16 protein-coding genes are annotated in these 15130 nt (G+C 68.2%); 3 read left to right on the top strand and 13 right to left on the bottom strand.

The window, feature by feature from the left end; all coding sequences use genetic code 11:
- Nucleotides 1-191: 191 nt before the first annotated feature.
- Genes AC1DYK_RS34510 through AC1DYK_RS34485 form a run of 6 tightly spaced genes read right to left on the bottom strand, consistent with a single transcriptional unit; the run spans nt 192 to nt 5164 of the window.
- Nucleotides 192-1181, bottom strand: coding sequence for a Bug family tripartite tricarboxylate transporter substrate binding protein (locus AC1DYK_RS34510; protein ID WP_478085281.1), 990 nt, complete (start codon nt 1179-1181; stop codon nt 192-194).
- 38 nt (nt 1182-1219) lie between these two features.
- On the bottom strand, nt 1220-1576 hold the full coding sequence (locus AC1DYK_RS34505) for a cupin domain-containing protein (RefSeq protein ID WP_478170384.1): 357 nt from the start codon (nt 1574-1576) through the stop codon (nt 1220-1222).
- 20 nt (nt 1577-1596) lie between these two features.
- Entirely contained in the window at nt 1597-2604 is a 1008-nt protein-coding gene (locus tag AC1DYK_RS34500; RefSeq protein WP_478170383.1) for a quinone oxidoreductase family protein, read from the bottom strand.
- Nucleotides 2601-3506: a beta-keto acid cleavage family enzyme gene (locus AC1DYK_RS34495; protein ID WP_478170382.1), complete on the bottom strand. Its 906-nt coding sequence runs from the start codon at nt 3504-3506 to the stop codon at nt 2601-2603. Before AC1DYK_RS34495 ends, AC1DYK_RS34500 begins: the two co-directional genes overlap by 4 nt.
- Nucleotides 3503-4267 (bottom strand): SDR family NAD(P)-dependent oxidoreductase, encoded by a 765-nt coding sequence (locus tag AC1DYK_RS34490; protein ID WP_478170381.1) that lies wholly within the window; start codon nt 4265-4267, stop codon nt 3503-3505. Before AC1DYK_RS34490 ends, AC1DYK_RS34495 begins: the two co-directional genes overlap by 4 nt.
- Nucleotides 4268-4297: 30 nt before the next feature.
- Nucleotides 4298-5164, bottom strand: coding sequence for a dioxygenase family protein (locus AC1DYK_RS34485; protein ID WP_478170380.1), 867 nt, complete (start codon nt 5162-5164; stop codon nt 4298-4300).
- 131 nt (nt 5165-5295) lie between these two features.
- Here AC1DYK_RS34485 and AC1DYK_RS34480 point away from each other — a divergent pair, with 131 nt between their 5' ends.
- Entirely contained in the window at nt 5296-6327 is a 1032-nt protein-coding gene (locus AC1DYK_RS34480; protein ID WP_478170379.1) for a LacI family DNA-binding transcriptional regulator, read from the top strand.
- Between the two features lie 62 nt (nt 6328-6389).
- Here AC1DYK_RS34480 and pabB read toward each other — a convergent pair whose 3' ends face one another.
- Complete coding sequence (gene pabB, locus AC1DYK_RS34475) at nt 6390-7823, bottom strand: aminodeoxychorismate synthase component I (protein WP_478170378.1); 1434 nt, start codon at nt 7821-7823, stop codon at nt 6390-6392.
- An 85-nt stretch (nt 7824-7908) separates the two neighbouring features.
- Between pabB and AC1DYK_RS34470 the strand changes: the two genes are divergently transcribed.
- Nucleotides 7909-8391 (top strand): chorismate--pyruvate lyase family protein, encoded by a 483-nt coding sequence (locus tag AC1DYK_RS34470; RefSeq protein WP_478170377.1) that lies wholly within the window; start codon nt 7909-7911, stop codon nt 8389-8391.
- On the opposite strand, the gene AC1DYK_RS34465 is transcribed toward AC1DYK_RS34470, so the two are convergent.
- From AC1DYK_RS34465 to bioA, 5 genes are read right to left on the bottom strand one after another with little or no spacing between them, the layout of a single operon-like run.
- On the bottom strand, nt 8346-9623 hold the full coding sequence (locus tag AC1DYK_RS34465) for a cytochrome P450 (protein ID WP_478170376.1): 1278 nt from the start codon (nt 9621-9623) through the stop codon (nt 8346-8348). The two genes, AC1DYK_RS34470 and AC1DYK_RS34465, sit on opposite strands and share 46 nt — an antisense overlap.
- Complete coding sequence (gene bioB, locus AC1DYK_RS34460) at nt 9620-10627, bottom strand: biotin synthase BioB (RefSeq protein WP_478170375.1); 1008 nt, start codon at nt 10625-10627, stop codon at nt 9620-9622. The genes AC1DYK_RS34465 and bioB overlap by 4 nt, the downstream gene beginning before the upstream one ends.
- 47 nt (nt 10628-10674) lie before the next feature.
- Entirely contained in the window at nt 10675-11391 is a 717-nt protein-coding gene (gene bioD / locus AC1DYK_RS34455) for a dethiobiotin synthase (RefSeq protein ID WP_478170374.1), read from the bottom strand.
- The gene (bioF, locus tag AC1DYK_RS34450) at nt 11388-12590 is read right to left on the bottom strand and encodes an 8-amino-7-oxononanoate synthase (protein WP_478170373.1); all 1203 of its coding nucleotides are present in this window, start codon (nt 12588-12590) and stop codon (nt 11388-11390) included. The genes bioD and bioF overlap by 4 nt, the downstream gene beginning before the upstream one ends.
- A complete protein-coding gene (gene bioA / locus AC1DYK_RS34445; protein WP_478170372.1) occupies nt 12556-13938 on the bottom strand; it encodes an adenosylmethionine--8-amino-7-oxononanoate transaminase in 1383 nt (460 codons plus the stop codon). The genes bioF and bioA overlap by 35 nt, the downstream gene beginning before the upstream one ends.
- A 662-nt stretch (nt 13939-14600) precedes the next feature.
- On the opposite strand from bioA, the gene AC1DYK_RS34440 reads away from it, so the two are divergent.
- Entirely contained in the window at nt 14601-14858 is a 258-nt protein-coding gene (locus tag AC1DYK_RS34440; RefSeq protein ID WP_478085331.1) for a hypothetical protein, read from the top strand.
- Nucleotides 14859-14914: 56 nt separating this feature from the next.
- On the opposite strand, the gene AC1DYK_RS34435 is transcribed toward AC1DYK_RS34440, so the two are convergent.
- A partial coding sequence (locus AC1DYK_RS34435; protein ID WP_478170371.1) for an alkaline phosphatase PhoX occupies nt 14915-15130 on the bottom strand: 216 nt, incomplete at its 5' end.

Below are 15130 nucleotides of genomic sequence, written 5' to 3'. Positions count from 1 at the left end.
TCTTGAGCACCGAAAGTGGCCTCGCAAGAGGCGCAAAACGCCTGGTGGGCAGACCTCACGGCGCGAAGTCGACCACAGTCACGACCGCATCGCGTCGTGATGCCCTCAGATCCGACGGCGCTGTTCATTGATCAGCATCTCCCTAGGCCGCCTTCTTAACCGCAAGGCGCCACCTGAAAGGTGTGGTGTCGTCAGTCCACCTTGATGCTCGCGGCCTTGACCACCTGCTGCGCCTTGGCGGTTTCGTCAACGATGAACTTGTTGAACTGCGCCGACGACATGGTGAACGGCTCGGCGCCGAGTTTCTCCAGCCGTTCCATCAACTCGGGCGACACCATGATCTTCGCGACTTCGGCCTGCAGTCGCTCCACCACGGGTTGAGGCGTCTTGCCGGGAGCGAAGAGACCGACCCAGAACAGGTACGCCGACCCCGGCACGCCGGCCTCCACCGTGGTGGGGGCGTCGGGAAGGGCCGACGAGCGTTTGGCAGTTCCCACGGCCAGCGCCTGCAGCTTGCCGCTCTTGATGAGCGGCAGCGCCGACACCATCGGCGCGAAGAACCAGTCCACGCGCCCGGCCATCACCTCGGTCATGGCCTCGGGCGTCCCGCGAAAGGGCACGTGCTGCGCATCGACGTTGGCCGCGAGCCGGAACACCTCGGCATTCATGTGCGTGGCCGAACCGTTGCCCGCGGAGCCGTAGTTGAAGCTGCCGGGTTTGGCCTTTGCCTTGGTCACGAGGTCCTTCACGTCCGCGAAGTGCGAGGGCGCGGTGACCAGCACGTTGGGCAGGCTGGCCATCGGCGTCACGCCGGTGAAGTCCTTGATCGTGTCGTACGACAAGGCCTTGTAGATCCACGGATTCACGAGATGCCCGGCCGAATGCACCAGCAGCGTGTAGCCGTCGGCCGGCGCCTTGGCGGCGATGGCCGCGCCCAGCGTGCCGCCTGCGCCGGGCTTGTTGTCGACGATCACACTGGTGCCAAGCGCCGGACCGAGCTTCTCGGCCACCAGCCGCGCGACGATGTCGGTGCCGCTGCCCGCGGTAAAGGGCACGATCAGCCTGATCGGCTGCGAGCCCGGCCATGGGCCCTGCGCGTGGGCGCCGGTCAGCGTGCAGGCCGCGAGTGCGGCGGCCATCGCCAGCGCGTGCCGGCGGCTCGATTGGAATGCTCTTTTCATGCGTCTTGTCTCCGTTGGGTCGAAATCGATGTACGCCGTCAGGCCGGTGGCGCGTTGGACATCACCAGCGCGACCAGGACGGGCCGGTTGCTGCGGTTTTCAAGCTGGCGTTTTTCGCCAGGCGCGAAACGGCAGCTGTCGTAGGGCTGGAGCACGTCTTCCTGATGCGCGTCGTCGAGCTCGCCGACGATATGCAGCTGGCCTTCGAGCACGAGGTAGAGCTTTTCCATCGGCGAGCCGTCGAGCCCGGTGTGGCCGCCGGGCAGGATCTGGCTCATGCCCATCCACATCTGCGTGGAGGGGCCGGCTTCCTTGCCCTGCAGGCGCAGGCAGCGCATGTCGAAGTGATTGGGCGCCTCGTAGCGGGGCGCTTCGTTGAAACGGGTCACGTGCATGGCGTGTGTTCCTTGCGGGTTCAGGGACGCAGCACGACGCGGTCGGTGCTGCCGGAGAGCACCAGCCGGTAGGCGTCGATGGCTTCGTCGAGCGCGAAGTGGCGTGCCACGGGAAAGGGCTTCAACGTCCCGCGCTCGAAGCCCTCGCGCATCGCGTCGAGCTGCGCGGTGGAGGCGACACAGTCCATCGCCAGCGAATCGATGCCCACGAAGGTGTGCATGCCGCGATAGAACGCGAAGATGTCGAACGGCACCGCGCGGTCGTGCGTGGCGATGAAGATCTGCGTCGCGCCCTTGGCCATCGCCTTGTTGGCCGCCTCGAAGTAGACGCTGCCCACGGTGTTGTAGACGATATGGGCGCCGCGCCCGTCGGTGAGTTCGCGCACCTGTGCGCCAACGTCGGCGTGACGGGACGCATCGAGCACGTCGACCGGAGCGCTCGCGAAGCCCTCGAAGGGCCCGGCGCTGCGTTGCACCGCGATCACCCGCGCGCCGGCCTGCGCCGCGAGCTGCACCGCCGCCTGCCCGACCTTGCCGTTGGCGCCGAGCACCAGCACCGTCTGGCCGGCCTGCGGCATGCCGCTGCGGCGAAAACCCTCGTAGGCGGTGACGAAGGGCACGCCCACCGCGCCGGCCTCGTCCATCGAGATGCCCTGGGGCTTGGCGCGCAGCGCGGCTTCGGGCAGCACCAGGTAGCGCGCATGCGAACCGTCGCGCGTGATGCCGATGTCGCCGCCGGAACCGTAGACCTCGCGGCCGATCCATTCGGCGGGCCCGCTCACCACGGTGCCCGCGAAGTCGCGGCCCGGGGTGCGCGGCCAGACGGCCTGGGGCATGATGCCCAGCGTCGCCTTCACGTCGCTCGGGTTCACCGCGGCGGCGGCGATGCGCACCACGGCATGACCGGGCGGCGGTGCCGGCTCCGGCTGCGGCGCGGCTTCGAGCCGCAGTGCGTCGAGGTTGGCGGCCTTCTCGTTCACGCGCAGTGCGCGCGACGTGTGGGTCGCATGCATGGCTGCGATGCTCATCGTGCTGCTCCTTGCGCGGCGCTGGTGTCGGGCAGGCCCAGCAGGGCGCGCGCTTCGCGCGGGTTGGCCACTTCGCCGCCCAGACTGCGCAGGATGTCGCGCGCCTTGGCCACGAGCTGTGCGTTGCTCTGGGCCAGCACCCCCTTCTCGAGGTAGATGTTGTCCTCCATGCCCACGCGCACATGGCCGCCCAGCAGCCAGGCCTGGGCGACGATCGGGAACTCCGCGCGGCCGATGCCGAAGGCGCTCCAGAAGGCGCCGCGCGGCAGCAGGTTGCGGGCGTAGAGCAGCGTCTCCGGCGTCGGCGCGAAGCCGTACTTCACGCCGAGCACGAAGGTCCACATGGCGGGGCCGTCGAGTGTCCCGTCGGCGATCAGGTCGAGCGCCAGATGGATGTCGCCCGAATCGAAGATCTCCAGTTCGGGCTTGACGCCCGCGTCGCGGATCACGCGGGCCATGCGGCGAACGTTCTTCGGCGTGTTCATCACCACGTCGGGCCCGGAATTCATCGTGTTGAGGTCCAGCGAGCAGACGTCGGGCCTGATCAGCGCGATGTGCTCGACCCGCTTCTCGGGCGGCAGGAGGGTGCTGCCGGGTGCGGCGACCTTCGGGTCGTCCTCGCTCGGGATGAAGCGGCCGCCCGGGCCGGTCGTGAGGTTGATGATGAGTTCGCGGTTCTGCCGGCGGATGCGGTCGACCACTTCGCGGTAGAGGTCGACTTCCATCGAGGGCTTGCCGGTCTCCGGATGGCGTACATGGATGTGCACCTGCGCCGCGCCGGCCTCGGCCGCGGCCAGGCATTCGTCGGCGATCTGCACCGGCGTGATCGGCAGGTGCGGCGTCTGTTCGGGTTTCACGAGGTTGCCGGTGACCGCGCAGGTGATCAAGGTCTTGGTGCTCACAGGTGCCGCCCTCCATCGACCACGATGCGGGTGCCGGTCACGAAGCGCAGCGTGGTCGCCAGCGCTTCGACGGTGGCGGCAACGTCGTCGGGCCGGCCGATGCGGCCCAGCGGTGTGGTGGCGGCCATCTTGTCGGCAAACTCGGCACCACGGCCCGGCACGAAACCGGACTCGACCGCACCCGGCGACACCGAGACCACGCGCACCGCGGGCGCGAGCGCCTTGGCCAGCGCGTCGCCGACGACGTCGAGGCCGGCCTTCGCCGCGACATAGGCCAGGTTGCTGCCGACGCCGGTGAAGCCGGCGATCGACGAGACGTTGACCACCAGCCCGTCGCCGCTGGCCTTGAGCATCGGCGCGAAGGCGCGGATGGTCGCGAACACGCCGCGGAAGTTGGCGCGCAGCAGATCGTCGATCAGCTCGTCGGTGAGCGCGTCGAGGTCGGCGGCCGGCACCGGCTGTGTGTGGCCGGCGCTGTTGACCAGGATGTCGCAGCGGCCATGGGCGGCCTGCACCTCGGCGGCGGCCCGCTGCAGGCTGGGCGTGTCGACGATGTCGGCGCGGATCGCGCCATGCCGCTGTCCGTGGGCGGCGGGCAGGGCGCCGGCCCGGGCGGCAGCATCGTCTGCGCCACGGTGCAGCAGCACGCAGGTGGCGCCGAGCGCGGCCAGCCGCGTGGCGGTGGCGTAGCCGATGGCGCCGAGGCCACCGGTGATGACGGCGATCTTGCCGTCGAGTCTGGAAACAGGATCGAAGCTCATGGGAAGAGGGGAGGTTGTGGAATCAGGCAATCAGGGAATCGGTGGCCGGGGGAACTTCATCTCTCCGGGCTCGAGCTGGAAGTCGTACTGCAGCGTGGCGGTCTTGCCGTCGGGCGCCAGCGCGAAGCAGCCGATCAGCTGGCGCGTCACGCCGAAGGTCGGATCGCTTTCCAGGTTCTCGTCGTCATCGGCGAACACCTGCGTGATCAGCACCTTGTGGCCCGGCTTGCTCACCATGAAGTGCAGGTGCGCGGGCCGGTTCGGATGGCGCTGCTGCGCGCGCAGCAGCACGCCGCAGGGGCCGTCGGTCGGCACCGGGTAGCCGGCCGGCCGCACGCTGCGGAAATGAAAGCGCCCTTCGGCGTCGGTGGTGAAACGGCCGCGCAGGTTCATGTCGACCTGCGTCGGGTCCTGGTTTTCGTAGAGGCCCACGGGCGAGGCCTGCCAGACGTCGACCGTGGCGCCGGCGACCGGGTGGCCCTTGCCGTCGCGCACGGTCCCCGTCACGTCGAGCGGCGTGCCCGGCGTGCCCGAGCGCGCGATGTTGTCGCCCCGGGCGCAGTCCGGCGAGTTGGCGCGCCAGAAAGGGCCGAGCAGCGCGGCCGGCGATTCGCCGTGCGGGTCCTGGTTGTTCTGCAGCGCCACCACGGTGGACACGCCGAGGATGTCGGCCGCGAGCACCACCTCGTTCTTGGTCTCGCCGGTGGCGTGGCCGATGGCGACGATGAATTCGAGCGCTCGCTCGAACTCCTCCTCGGTCAGCTTCACTTCCTGGACGAAGGCATGCAGGTGGCGGGTGAGTGCATCCATCACGGTGCGCAGTCGCGGGTCGGGCGTTTCTTTCATGGCGTCGAGCGCGAAGCCCAGCACCGAATCGGGGGAGGTGGCGATGTTCACGTTGAGATCCTTGCAATCGTTTGCACTATATTAGTCCAAATCACCAAAAAGTAAAATGGAGGATTTCCGACGTTCAAGGAGGGCGATTGACGAACAAGGGTCGTCCGCCTGCATGACAATCGTTTGCATCAATGAGCACCAACCCGACTTCCACCCCCGTCACCATCCGCGACGTTGCCCGCGCGGCCGGCGTTCATGTGTCGACCGTCTCGCGCGCGCTCAGCCCCGAGAAGCGTTCATTGATCAGCGACGAGGTGCTGCGTGTGGTCGAGGAGGCGGCGCAGCGCCTGGGCTACAGGCCCAACCGCGCGGCCTCGGCCTTGCGCACGGGCCGCACCCACACCATCGGCGTGCTGGTGCCCGACATCACCAATGCCGTGTTCCCGCCGATCCTCCAGGGCATCGAGGCCAGCGCGGCCGCGCACGGCTATTTCGTCTTCGTCACCAACGTGGTGGACCCCGCGCTCGCGCGGCCGGTGCTGGAGCGCATGCTGGCGCAGCGCGTCGATGGCGTGATCCTGGCCACCGCCACGCGCGACGACCCGTTGGTCGACTTCATCGCCAAGGCAGGCATGAGGGCGGTGCTGGTCAACCGCGCCGATGAAACCGGCCGCCTGCCGGCCGTGGTCAGCGATGACCGGCTCGCGATGAAGCTCGCGGTCGACCACCTCGTCGGCCTGGGCCACAAGCGCATCGCGCATCTCGCGGGACCGCAGACCATTCCTACCGGTGTGGGCCGCTGGCTGGGCGTGGAGCAGGCCTTGCGCGATCACCGCATGAAGCCGTTGCGCATGGTCGAGTGCGCGAGCTACAGCCGCGAGGCGGGCGCGATGGCGATGAAGCAGTTGCTCGCGGCCGGCGCCGCGCCGCAGGCGGTGGTCTGCTGCAACGATCTCGTGGCGCTGGGCGCCTACGACGCGCTTCGCGATGCCGGCCTGCGCGTGCCGCAGGACATCTCGATCACCGGCCACAACGACATGCCGCTCGTGGACATGGTCGATCCGCCGCTCACCACGATCCGCCTGCCCCATCGCGAACTCGGCTGGCGCTCGGCCGAGATGCTGTTCGAGGAGATCGACGGGCGCGCGATGTCAGCGTCGACCGTGGTGTTGAGGCCGGAGCTGGTGGTGCGCAAGTCGACAGGCGCACCGGCGGCGCGCTGAGCCACGATGTGCCCCGCTGTTGCATCGCCAGCGTACACAAACGTCGTTCTGCGATGTGGCGCTCATCCTGAACGTGCGGCATTCGACCCCCGCTCCAGTGTCTCGACGATGCGAAGTCCCTTCGCCACCGTCTCCGCCCACTCGGCCGCGGGCTCGGAGTCCGCAACGATGCCGCCGCCCAGTTGCACCATCACTCGCCCGTCGGCAACGATCGCCGTGCGGATGACGACCGACAGGTCCATGTTGCCGCGGCAATCCAGATAGCCCACCGAGCCGGCATACCATCCGCGGCGCACGGGTTCGAGTTCCTCGATGATCTGCATCGCCTTGACCTTGGGCGCACCGGTCATCGAACCCGGCGGCCAGCAGGCGCGCAGCAGTTGCGCAATGCCGCGGTCCGGGCGAATTCGAGCACGCACGGTCGACACCATCTGCCACACGCTGGCGTAGGATTCCAGTGCGAACAGCTCGGGCACTTGAACGCTGCCGACCACCGCCACGCGCCCAAGGTCGTTGCGCATCAGGTCGACGATCATCACGTTTTCCGCGCGGTCCTTGACGCTCGCCGCCAGATGCCGGCGTCGCGCGGCATCCTCGGCTTCGTCGATGCCGCGTGCTGCAGTACCCTTGATCGGACGCGCCTCGAGCCGGTTGCCCCTGCGATGAAGGAATCGCTCGGGCGAGCAACTTGCGATCGTGAAGCCCGGCCCTTCGAGGTAGGCGGCGAAGGGCGCCGGATGCGCAGACACAAGATCTTCGTAGAGGGCCCAGGTGTCGCCCTCGAAGGCCCGATCTTCTCGTCGCGTCAGGTTGACCTGAAGCACATCGCCGCGGACGATGGCCTTCTGGATGGATTGGACGCCGCTCTCGAACTGGGCGCGTGACGTTCCCAGGTTGCGCGGACCTGCGTGCCAGTGCCCGCGTTCAGGCAGCGGGCCGCAAGCACGCTCCACAGTGCGGCGCCAGGCTTCGGCCCGATCGGTGCGGGTCCAGGGCCATTGCTCCGAAGGGCCGCGGACGGTGGCTTCCCACCACTGCCCGCTCGGATGGTGAAAGCCCAGCACCTGGTCCACCGCCATCCACCATTGCCGGGGCAGCACCGGATCGTGCAGTGCCTGTTCAGGCAGGCGTTCGACATGGCGGGCGAGGTCGTAGCCCAGCACGCCCACCCAGCCACCGACGAAGTCCATGCCCTCGGGACAGTCGCCCTGGAAGCGGACGCTGTCAGGCCGCCCCGCGGCGACCGCTGCGAGCGCTTCGAAGGGATCGGCCCAGGACGCGATCTCGCGGCCGTCCCGTTCGAGCCGGGTCGTGGTTTCGTCTGTGTACAGTGTGGCCAATGCCGGTCCGGCAATGTAGGACCACTGGGCCTGGCGCGGCATGGGCAGCGCGCTTTCGAGCAGCGCGAAACGTCCGTCGCCGCGCAGCCGCGCCATCGTGCCACGCGGACCGTCCGGCAGGGCCACGGGGCGAATCGTCACTTGAATTTCGATCATGTCTTCATTCAAATATCAGGCGCTTGAGCGTCAACGCTTTCACCTTCCATCGGATTCGCCCGCGCGGGCAGCGCACGCCCGCGAGGTGCTGCGGCTGCTGCTGGCGCAGGACGGATCGACCACCCGTCTGTGCGAAACCATCGCCGGCGGTCCGGTTTCACTGCATGTGCTGGAGCAACGGATCGTGCAGGCGGTGCCCGCCGAAGTGCGTGCAGCGCTTCCGGGCGCGAGCTTCATCGAGCGGATCACCTGCCTCGCCGCGCATGGCCAGGTGATGATGGACAACCTGTCGTACATCGCACTCGAGGGCCTGCCGGGGGATGTGCAGCGCGACCTCGAGGCTGGCGCGATGCCGATCGGTCATCTTCTGTCGCGCCTGTGGGTGCGCCGCTCGTTCCTCGATGCGTCGCCGGTGCTGTGCGAACGGCTCTGGGGCGCGGCCGGTGGGCTCCCTGACACCGAAGCGTCGCGCACGTACTGCATCGTGACACCCGAGGGCCCGCGCATGCTCATTGCCGAGACCTATCGGCGCGGCATGCTGATGCGCAGACCGGCGGCCGGAAACTGACGCACCGGCAGCGCGCTGAGCCCTCGGTACACCGCATTGCCGCTCCAGCGCGGCTGGGCGTCGACCAGGCGCAGATGCGGGAACCGATGCAGCAGGCGATCGAAGACGATCTGAGCCTCCATCAGCGTCAGGCTGGCGCCGATGCACACATGCGGCCCGGCGCCGAACGACAGCAAGCCGCCGGGGCGGCGCGCGATGTCCAGCCGATCGGCCTCTGCGTAGCGCGCCGGATCGCGGTTGGCAGAGGCGATGAGCGCGACCACCAGGTCGCCGCGGCGCAGCTGCCGACCGTGCAGCACCAGATCGGCCGCCACGCGGCGGCCGGTGTACTGCACCGGGCTGTCGAAGCGAAGCAGTTCGCGCACTGCGCCCGGCAGCAAGGCCGGGTCGTGCCGGAGGCGTTGCCACTGGCCAGGATCGGCGAGGAGTGCCTGCAGGCCGTTGCCCAGCAAGTTGCGCGTGGTCTCGTGGCCGGCGAACAGCAGCATCGCGCATTGGGCGAGCAGCTCGGCACCGGGCTGGATGTCGCCCGCCGCCTCGGCCCGCAGCAGCCGGCTCACGAGGTCGTCGCCCGGGGAGCGGCGGCGCTGCGGCACGAGCTGTTCGAAGTAGCCGGTCATCGTCAGCAGGCTGGTGCGTGCGCGCCGTGCCTGCTCGAGCGTCGGTACGGGTGCACCGATGAAGGTCGCCAGATCGTCGGACCAGGCGATGAAGTCGCCGCGATCGGCCGCGGGGATGTCCATCAGCATCGCCATCACCTCGGCCGGCAGCGGCCGCGCCAGCGCCTGCATGAAGTCGAAGCCCTCGCCGGCATCCACCGCGTCGAGCAGGGCGTCGACGCGCCGCTCGATGGCCGGCGCGAACTGTTGCAGAACGTCGCTGCGGAAGCCTGCGTTGAGCACACCGCGGATGCGCGTGTGATCCGGGGCATCGACAAACAGCATCGCCCGCGCGAAGAGCTGCTGGAAATCCCTCAGCTCGCTGCGAGCGGCCGGGCTTTGCATCACCCAGCCGCCAGTGCGCTGCGCCGAGAACCGCACGGCATCGCGGAGCACCGCCTCGACGTCGGCATGGCGGGTCAGCAGCCACGCACCGCCGAAGAACTCGTCGCTCCAGTGGATCGGCCCGGCCTCGCGCAGCGCGGCGTAGGTCGGATAGGGGTCGGCGCGGAACGCCGCGTCGATGATCGCGCGACCGAGCGGGCGCGGCGGCGGCGCCAACACTGCACTCATTGCTTGCTCTGCGCTCTCAACCCCAGCCGCTGGAACAGCGCCCGGTCGCGTTCGGCCTGCGGATTGCTCGTGGTCAGCAGTTTGTCGCCGTAGAAGATCGAATTGGCGCCGGCGGCAAAGCACAGCGCCTGCAGCGCCTCGTCCATCTGCTCGCGCCCGGCCGACAGCCGCACCATGGTCGTCGGCATCGTGATGCGCGCCACCGCGATGGTGCGCACGAACTCGAAGGGGTCGAGCGGCTCGGTGCCGGCCAGCGGCGTGCCGGCGACCTGCACCAGGTTGTTGATCGGCACCGACTCGGGATAGGGCTCGAGGTTGGCCAGTTGCGCGATCAGCCCGGCGCGCTGGGCGCGGCTCTCGCCCATGCCCACGATGCCGCCGCAGCAGACATGGATGCCGGCGTCGCGCACGTGGGCCAGCGTATCGAGCCGGTCCTGGTAGGTGCGGGTGCCGATGATGTTGCCGTAGAACTCGGGAGCGCTGTCCAGGTTGTGGTTGTAGTAGTCCAGCCCCGCATCCTTCAGGGCCCGGGCCTGCTCCGCTTCGAGCATGCCGAGCGTCATGCAGGTCTCCAGGCCCAGCGCGCGCACCTCGCGCACCATGTCGGTCACGCGCTCCATGTCGCGCGCCTTGGGGCTGCGCCAGGCCGCGCCCATGCAGAAGCGCGTGGCGCCTTGGGCTTTGGCCGCCTGTGCTGCTTCGACGACTTCCTGCAGCGGCATCAGCTTGCTCGCCTCGACGCCGGTGTCGAAGTGCGCGGACTGCGGGCAGTAGCCGCAATCTTCCGCGCAGCCACCCGTCTTGATCGACAGCAGCGTGGACAACTGCACTTCATTGGCATCGAAATGCTCGCGATGAACCTGTTGAGCGCGAAACAGCAGGTCCATGAATGGCAGCGCGAACAGCGCCTCTACCTCTGCGACGCGCCAGCGCGCTTCGGCCTGCGTCGGGATGCGAGAAGGCGCAGGGCGCAGCGCGGAGAGAGAAATGGTGTTCGTCGTCATGTGGATTCCAGATCGTGGGTTGTTTTTCGCGTCAAAGAGGGCTTGTCTCAAAAGCCGAAGAGCGCCCGCAGCGCGGCATCGTCGAGGTGGGCCGAAACTGCCGCAGGGTCAGGGCTGGCCAGCCGGGGAACCACGCCGAGGCAAGGCGCCTGCCAGTGCCGCCGCAGTTCATGGCCAAGGGTGGCGAGGTTGTCGTCGCGATGCAGCATCGCCGGATCGACGGTGTTCGCGACCCAGCCAGCCAATCGCAGACCGCGCGCACAAATCGCCTCGGCACTCAGCAGTGCATGGTTGATGCAGCCGAGCCGCAACCCGACCACCAGCACGACCGGCAAGCCCAGGTCCATGGCGAAGTCGGCGCTGTCGAAGTCCGGCCCGAGCGGCACACGAAATCCGCCAACGCCCTCGGCGATCAGATACTCGGCGCGCGTCGCGAGCGCCAGGGCGCCCTGCAGCAGGGCGGCGCGCTCGATGGTGCGGCCCTCGAGCGCCGCCGCGATGTGCGGTGCGCAGGCAGCCTCGAACTGGAACGGCCCGACCTCGGCATCGGCCAACGCCACCGAGCTCACATTGCGCAGCGCGCGCACATCCTCGTTGACGTCCTCGCCATCGATCACCTCGGTGCCGGCCGCCACCGGCTTGTAGCCGGCGCAACGCCGGCCCTGCTCGCCGAGCCAGTGCAGCAACGCTGCGCTGATACGCGTCTTGCCGACCTCGGTGTCGGTGCCGGTGACAAAGCAACCACGCATCGCAGCGGAACTCATCGCAGCGTCCCGGCGGCCCGCGCCAAGCCATCGAGGAGCGCCTGCACATCTTTTGGCGTGTGCGCGGCGCTCAGCGTGATGCGCAGCCGTGCGGTGCCCACTGGCACCGTCGGCGGGCGGACCGCCGGCACCCACAGGCCCTGGGCGTCGAGCGCTGCCGCCAGGTTCAGCGCCGCAGCGTTGTCGCCGACGATCATCGGCTGGATCGCCGTGGCGGAATCGGCCAGGCGCCAGCCGAGACCGGGGTACTCCTGCGTCAATGTCGAGAGGCCGTTGCGCAGCATGGCGATCGATTGCGCCAATCGGGCCCGCCGCGCGTCGCCCTCGTCGCCGGCGATCAGGCGCAGGCTGGCGAGCACGGCATGCGCGATCGCCGGTGGTGCCGCCGTGGTGTAGATGTAGCTGCGCGCCGATTGCACCAGCCAGTCGATCACGCTCGGGTGGGCGGCCACGAAGGCTCCGCCCAGGCCTACGGCCTTGCCCAGTGTGCCCATGCAGATGAGGCGCTCGCTGCGCAGGCCGAAGTGCGACAGGCTGCCGCTGCCGCGCGGGCCCAGCACGCCGAAGCCATGCGCATCGTCAATGACCAGCCAGGCATCGTGCGCCTCGGCCAGCGTCAGAAGGGCCGGCAGGTCGGCCAGGTCGCCGTCCATGCTGAAGACGGCGTCGGTCACGATCAACTTGATCGGTGTGCTGCATCGCCCGAGATGGCTCGCCAGCACATCGAGCCGGCCGTGCGGGTAGCGCTGCAGCGGCGCCTTGGCCAGCAGCGCGCCGTCGACCAGCGATGCGTGGTTGAGCTTGTCGGCGAAGATCGTCGCGCTGGCATCGCCCAACGCGGTCAGCAGCGCCAGGTTGGCCATGTAGCCGGTGCAGAAGCTCAGCGCGCGCGCCTCCGGGATGCAGGGGGACATCCACCGCGCGAGCTCGTCCTCGAGCAGCACATGGGCACGCGAATGGCCGCTGATCAGATGCGACGCGCCGCTGCCGGCGCCATGGCGGCGCGCACCTTCGGACAGCGCCTCGATCAGGGCCGGATGGTTCGCCAGCCCCAGGTAGTCGTTGCTGCAGAAGGCCAGCATGTCGCGCCCGGACACCCGCTGGTGCGGCGCACACGGCGACTCGGTCGTGCGGCGCTGCCTTCGCAGCGCCTGGGCGTCGCGCTCACGCAGTTGGTGGTTCAGGTGTTCGATCAGCATGGGCGTTCTCGATGTCGGCCGTGGCGTCCAGCGTTGCCATCACGCGTTGCGCGAGCCAGGCTGCCAGTTCGTCGTCCAGCACATAGGGCGGCATCAGGTAGACGGTACGGCCGATCGGTCGGATCAGCAGTTCGCGCGCGCGGCCGGCGAGGTGGAAGCGTTCGGCAAAGCGCTCACCGACGAAGGTCTCCCGCACATCGAACGCCCAGATCATCCCGCGCTGGCGGAAGTGCTCGACGCGCGGGTCGTTCCGCAAGGGCGAGAGCGCCGATGTCAATGCCGCAGCGCGCTGCCGGTTGCGCTGCAGGACGTCGTCCTCTTCGAAGCGGTCGAGCACCGCCAGCGCCGCCCGGCAGGCCAGCGCATTGCCGGTGTAGGAGTGCGAATGCAGGAAACCGCGCGCAACGTCGTCATCGAGGAAGGCCTCGTAGATCTCGTCGCGCGTCATCACCAGCGACAGTGGCAGCGTGCCGCCGCTGATGCCCTTGGAAAGGCAGACGAAGTCCGGCCAGATCCCGGCCTGCTCGCAGGCGAAGAAGGTGCCGGTACGTCCGCAGCCCACTGCGATCTCGTCGGCGATCAGGCTCACCTCGTAGCGGTCGCACAGCGCGCGCACCGTACGCAGGTAGGCCGCATCGTGCATCGCCATGCCGGCGGCGCCCTGTACCAGCGGTTCGATGATCAGCGCGGCGATGTGCGCATGGCGCGCTTCGAACAGTGCCTCCAGCCCGGCGGCGGCACGCGCGGCCACGTCCACCGCGGTCTCGCCGGGCCCGGCCTGGCGTGCGTCGGGCGACATCACCTGGTGGGCACGCATGAGCAGCGGATCGTAGGCGTCGCGGAACACCGCCACGTCGGTGACCGCCAGGGCGCCGAGCGTCTCGCCGTGGTAGCCGTGCCGCAAACAGACGAACTCCCGCTTCTCCGGACGCCCGAGGTTGCGCCAGTGGTGGAAACTCATCTTGAGCGCGATCTCGACCGCCGAGGCGCCGTCGCTGGCGAAGAAGCAATGGCCGAGCACGCCACCGGTGAGGGCCGACAGCCGCTCGGCCAGCTCCACCGCCGGTGCGTGGGTGCAGCCGGCCAGCATCACGTGCGGCAGGCGGTCGAGCTGGTCCTTCAAGGCTGCGTTGATGCGCGCATCGGCATGGCCGAACAGATTGACCCACCACGAGCTGGTGGCGTCGAAGTAGCGATGGCCTTCGTGGTCGATGAGCCATGGGCCCTCGCCGCGCGCGATCGGCAGTGGCGGGACCGCTGTGGCGCGCTGCATCTGTGTGCACGGGTGCCAGACGCTGCGCAGGCTGCGCTGCTGCCAAGCCGCATTTGGGCCGATGGGTGTGTGCATGCAATGAATATGAGAAGTGCTGCGTGTGCCGCGCCGGCTAGGGGCTCAAGCGTGACAGTGCGGCTGGAACTGATCGGCCTGTCCGCTCTAGGCGAATCAGAGCGGGAAGCGCCAACGCTCAGGCCGCAGCGGCCTCAGCCGAAGCTCGCTGCACCGGGATGTGGGCGCGTTCTTCAACGATGCGGTTGGTGGCATTCAGCATGTCCTACTTGGGCAATGAACGAAACATCAGGATGAGACGAGGTAGGTGGGGAAGAGGCAGTGGATCTCGCTGGCAGCTTCTGCTCCGGACCCATGCGCGAAGGCGCCGAATGCTAGTGGAGAACCATCAAAAGAAAAATTCCGGACTAGGTACTTTGCACCTGTCGATCTCAAGCAAAGTGCGCGAGCCCGCCCAGAGCAGGGCTGAAGGACGTGAGGGGTCGGAGGCGCGGCGGGTGCCCCGGGCCAACGCATGGCGCGAATCGGAGTTTCAGAGATTGATCTATGAACTTTTGAACTACACTGGATTCGGCAAAAGTCACGATTTTCTCACTACCCACGACGATTCAATGTTTGGCTACCGGCTTGAGGGACGAGAGAAGAGGAATACCAGTTCGATGTGGTCGCACGCCGTTTCGCCTCGCCATGACAGTTCCTGAAGACCGCGTCATGGGACTGGCGTGAAAAAGGAGCTGCGAAAACTTGCGCAATCGCATGGACTGAGAGGGCGGCAAAAGGCGATGCAGGCTGTGACGGTCCTTCGCATGTACCGCAAGGATCCGAAGGCCAACGACTTCCTGCAGCACGAAGCCGAGCCCATTCTGCGAAAGGTGCTTTACCACCTGCGCCAGGCTGCCATTCTCGAAAGTCTGGCGGAGCGTGACGCGACGCAGCCTTTTCTGCCATCGCCTGGGGTTGCGCAGCCCGGCCACGAGTGAATGGCCCATGTGCACATTGCCTGCCAGCGGCCGTGTCTGCCAACGCCGTCCTGCCATCAAAGTGGGCCGCGTGCCCAAGGCCCCCAGATCGCGAACGTGATACCGGGCGACTGCACGTTCACGAACAGCACCTTGCCCGCCGGATCGAAACAGGCCCCGCAGAACTCGCTGTTGCGGTAGTCGCCCGGCGCGACCATCTTGCCGGCTGAAGCAATCTGATCGGCGCTGAGGTTCACGTTGTGGCGCGCGAACACGAAGCTCGCACCCTCGGA

It is taken from the genome of Variovorax sp. P2_H12, from assembly GCF_056403395.1.
The sequence above is the reverse complement of the archived record's forward strand: the minus strand, read 5'-3'. Positions and strand labels throughout refer to the sequence as shown.

Excerpts from the sequence above, each read along its gene's own strand:
- AC1DYK_RS34510 (WP_478085281.1), bottom strand. The coding sequence starts at position 1,181 with ATGAAAAGAGCATTCCAATCGAGCCGCCGGCACGCGCTGGCGATGGCC.
- AC1DYK_RS34505 (WP_478170384.1), bottom strand. The coding sequence starts at position 1,576 with ATGCACGTGACCCGTTTCAACGAAGCGCCCCGCTACGAGGCGCCCAAT.
- AC1DYK_RS34500 (WP_478170383.1), bottom strand. The coding sequence starts at position 2,604 with ATGAGCATCGCAGCCATGCATGCGACCCACACGTCGCGCGCACTGCGC.
- AC1DYK_RS34490 (WP_478170381.1), bottom strand. The coding sequence starts at position 4,267 with ATGAGCTTCGATCCTGTTTCCAGACTCGACGGCAAGATCGCCGTCATC.
- AC1DYK_RS34480 (WP_478170379.1), top strand. The coding sequence starts at position 5,296 with ATGAGCACCAACCCGACTTCCACCCCCGTCACCATCCGCGACGTTGCC.
- pabB (WP_478170378.1), bottom strand. The coding sequence starts at position 7,823 with ATGATCGAAATTCAAGTGACGATTCGCCCCGTGGCCCTGCCGGACGGT.
- AC1DYK_RS34465 (WP_478170376.1), bottom strand. The coding sequence starts at position 9,623 with ATGAGTGCAGTGTTGGCGCCGCCGCCGCGCCCGCTCGGTCGCGCGATC.
- bioB (WP_478170375.1), bottom strand. The coding sequence starts at position 10,627 with ATGACGACGAACACCATTTCTCTCTCCGCGCTGCGCCCTGCGCCTTCT.
- bioD (WP_478170374.1), bottom strand. The coding sequence starts at position 11,391 with ATGAGTTCCGCTGCGATGCGTGGTTGCTTTGTCACCGGCACCGACACC.
- bioF (WP_478170373.1), bottom strand. The coding sequence starts at position 12,590 with ATGCTGATCGAACACCTGAACCACCAACTGCGTGAGCGCGACGCCCAG.
- bioA (WP_478170372.1), bottom strand. The coding sequence starts at position 13,938 with ATGCACACACCCATCGGCCCAAATGCGGCTTGGCAGCAGCGCAGCCTG.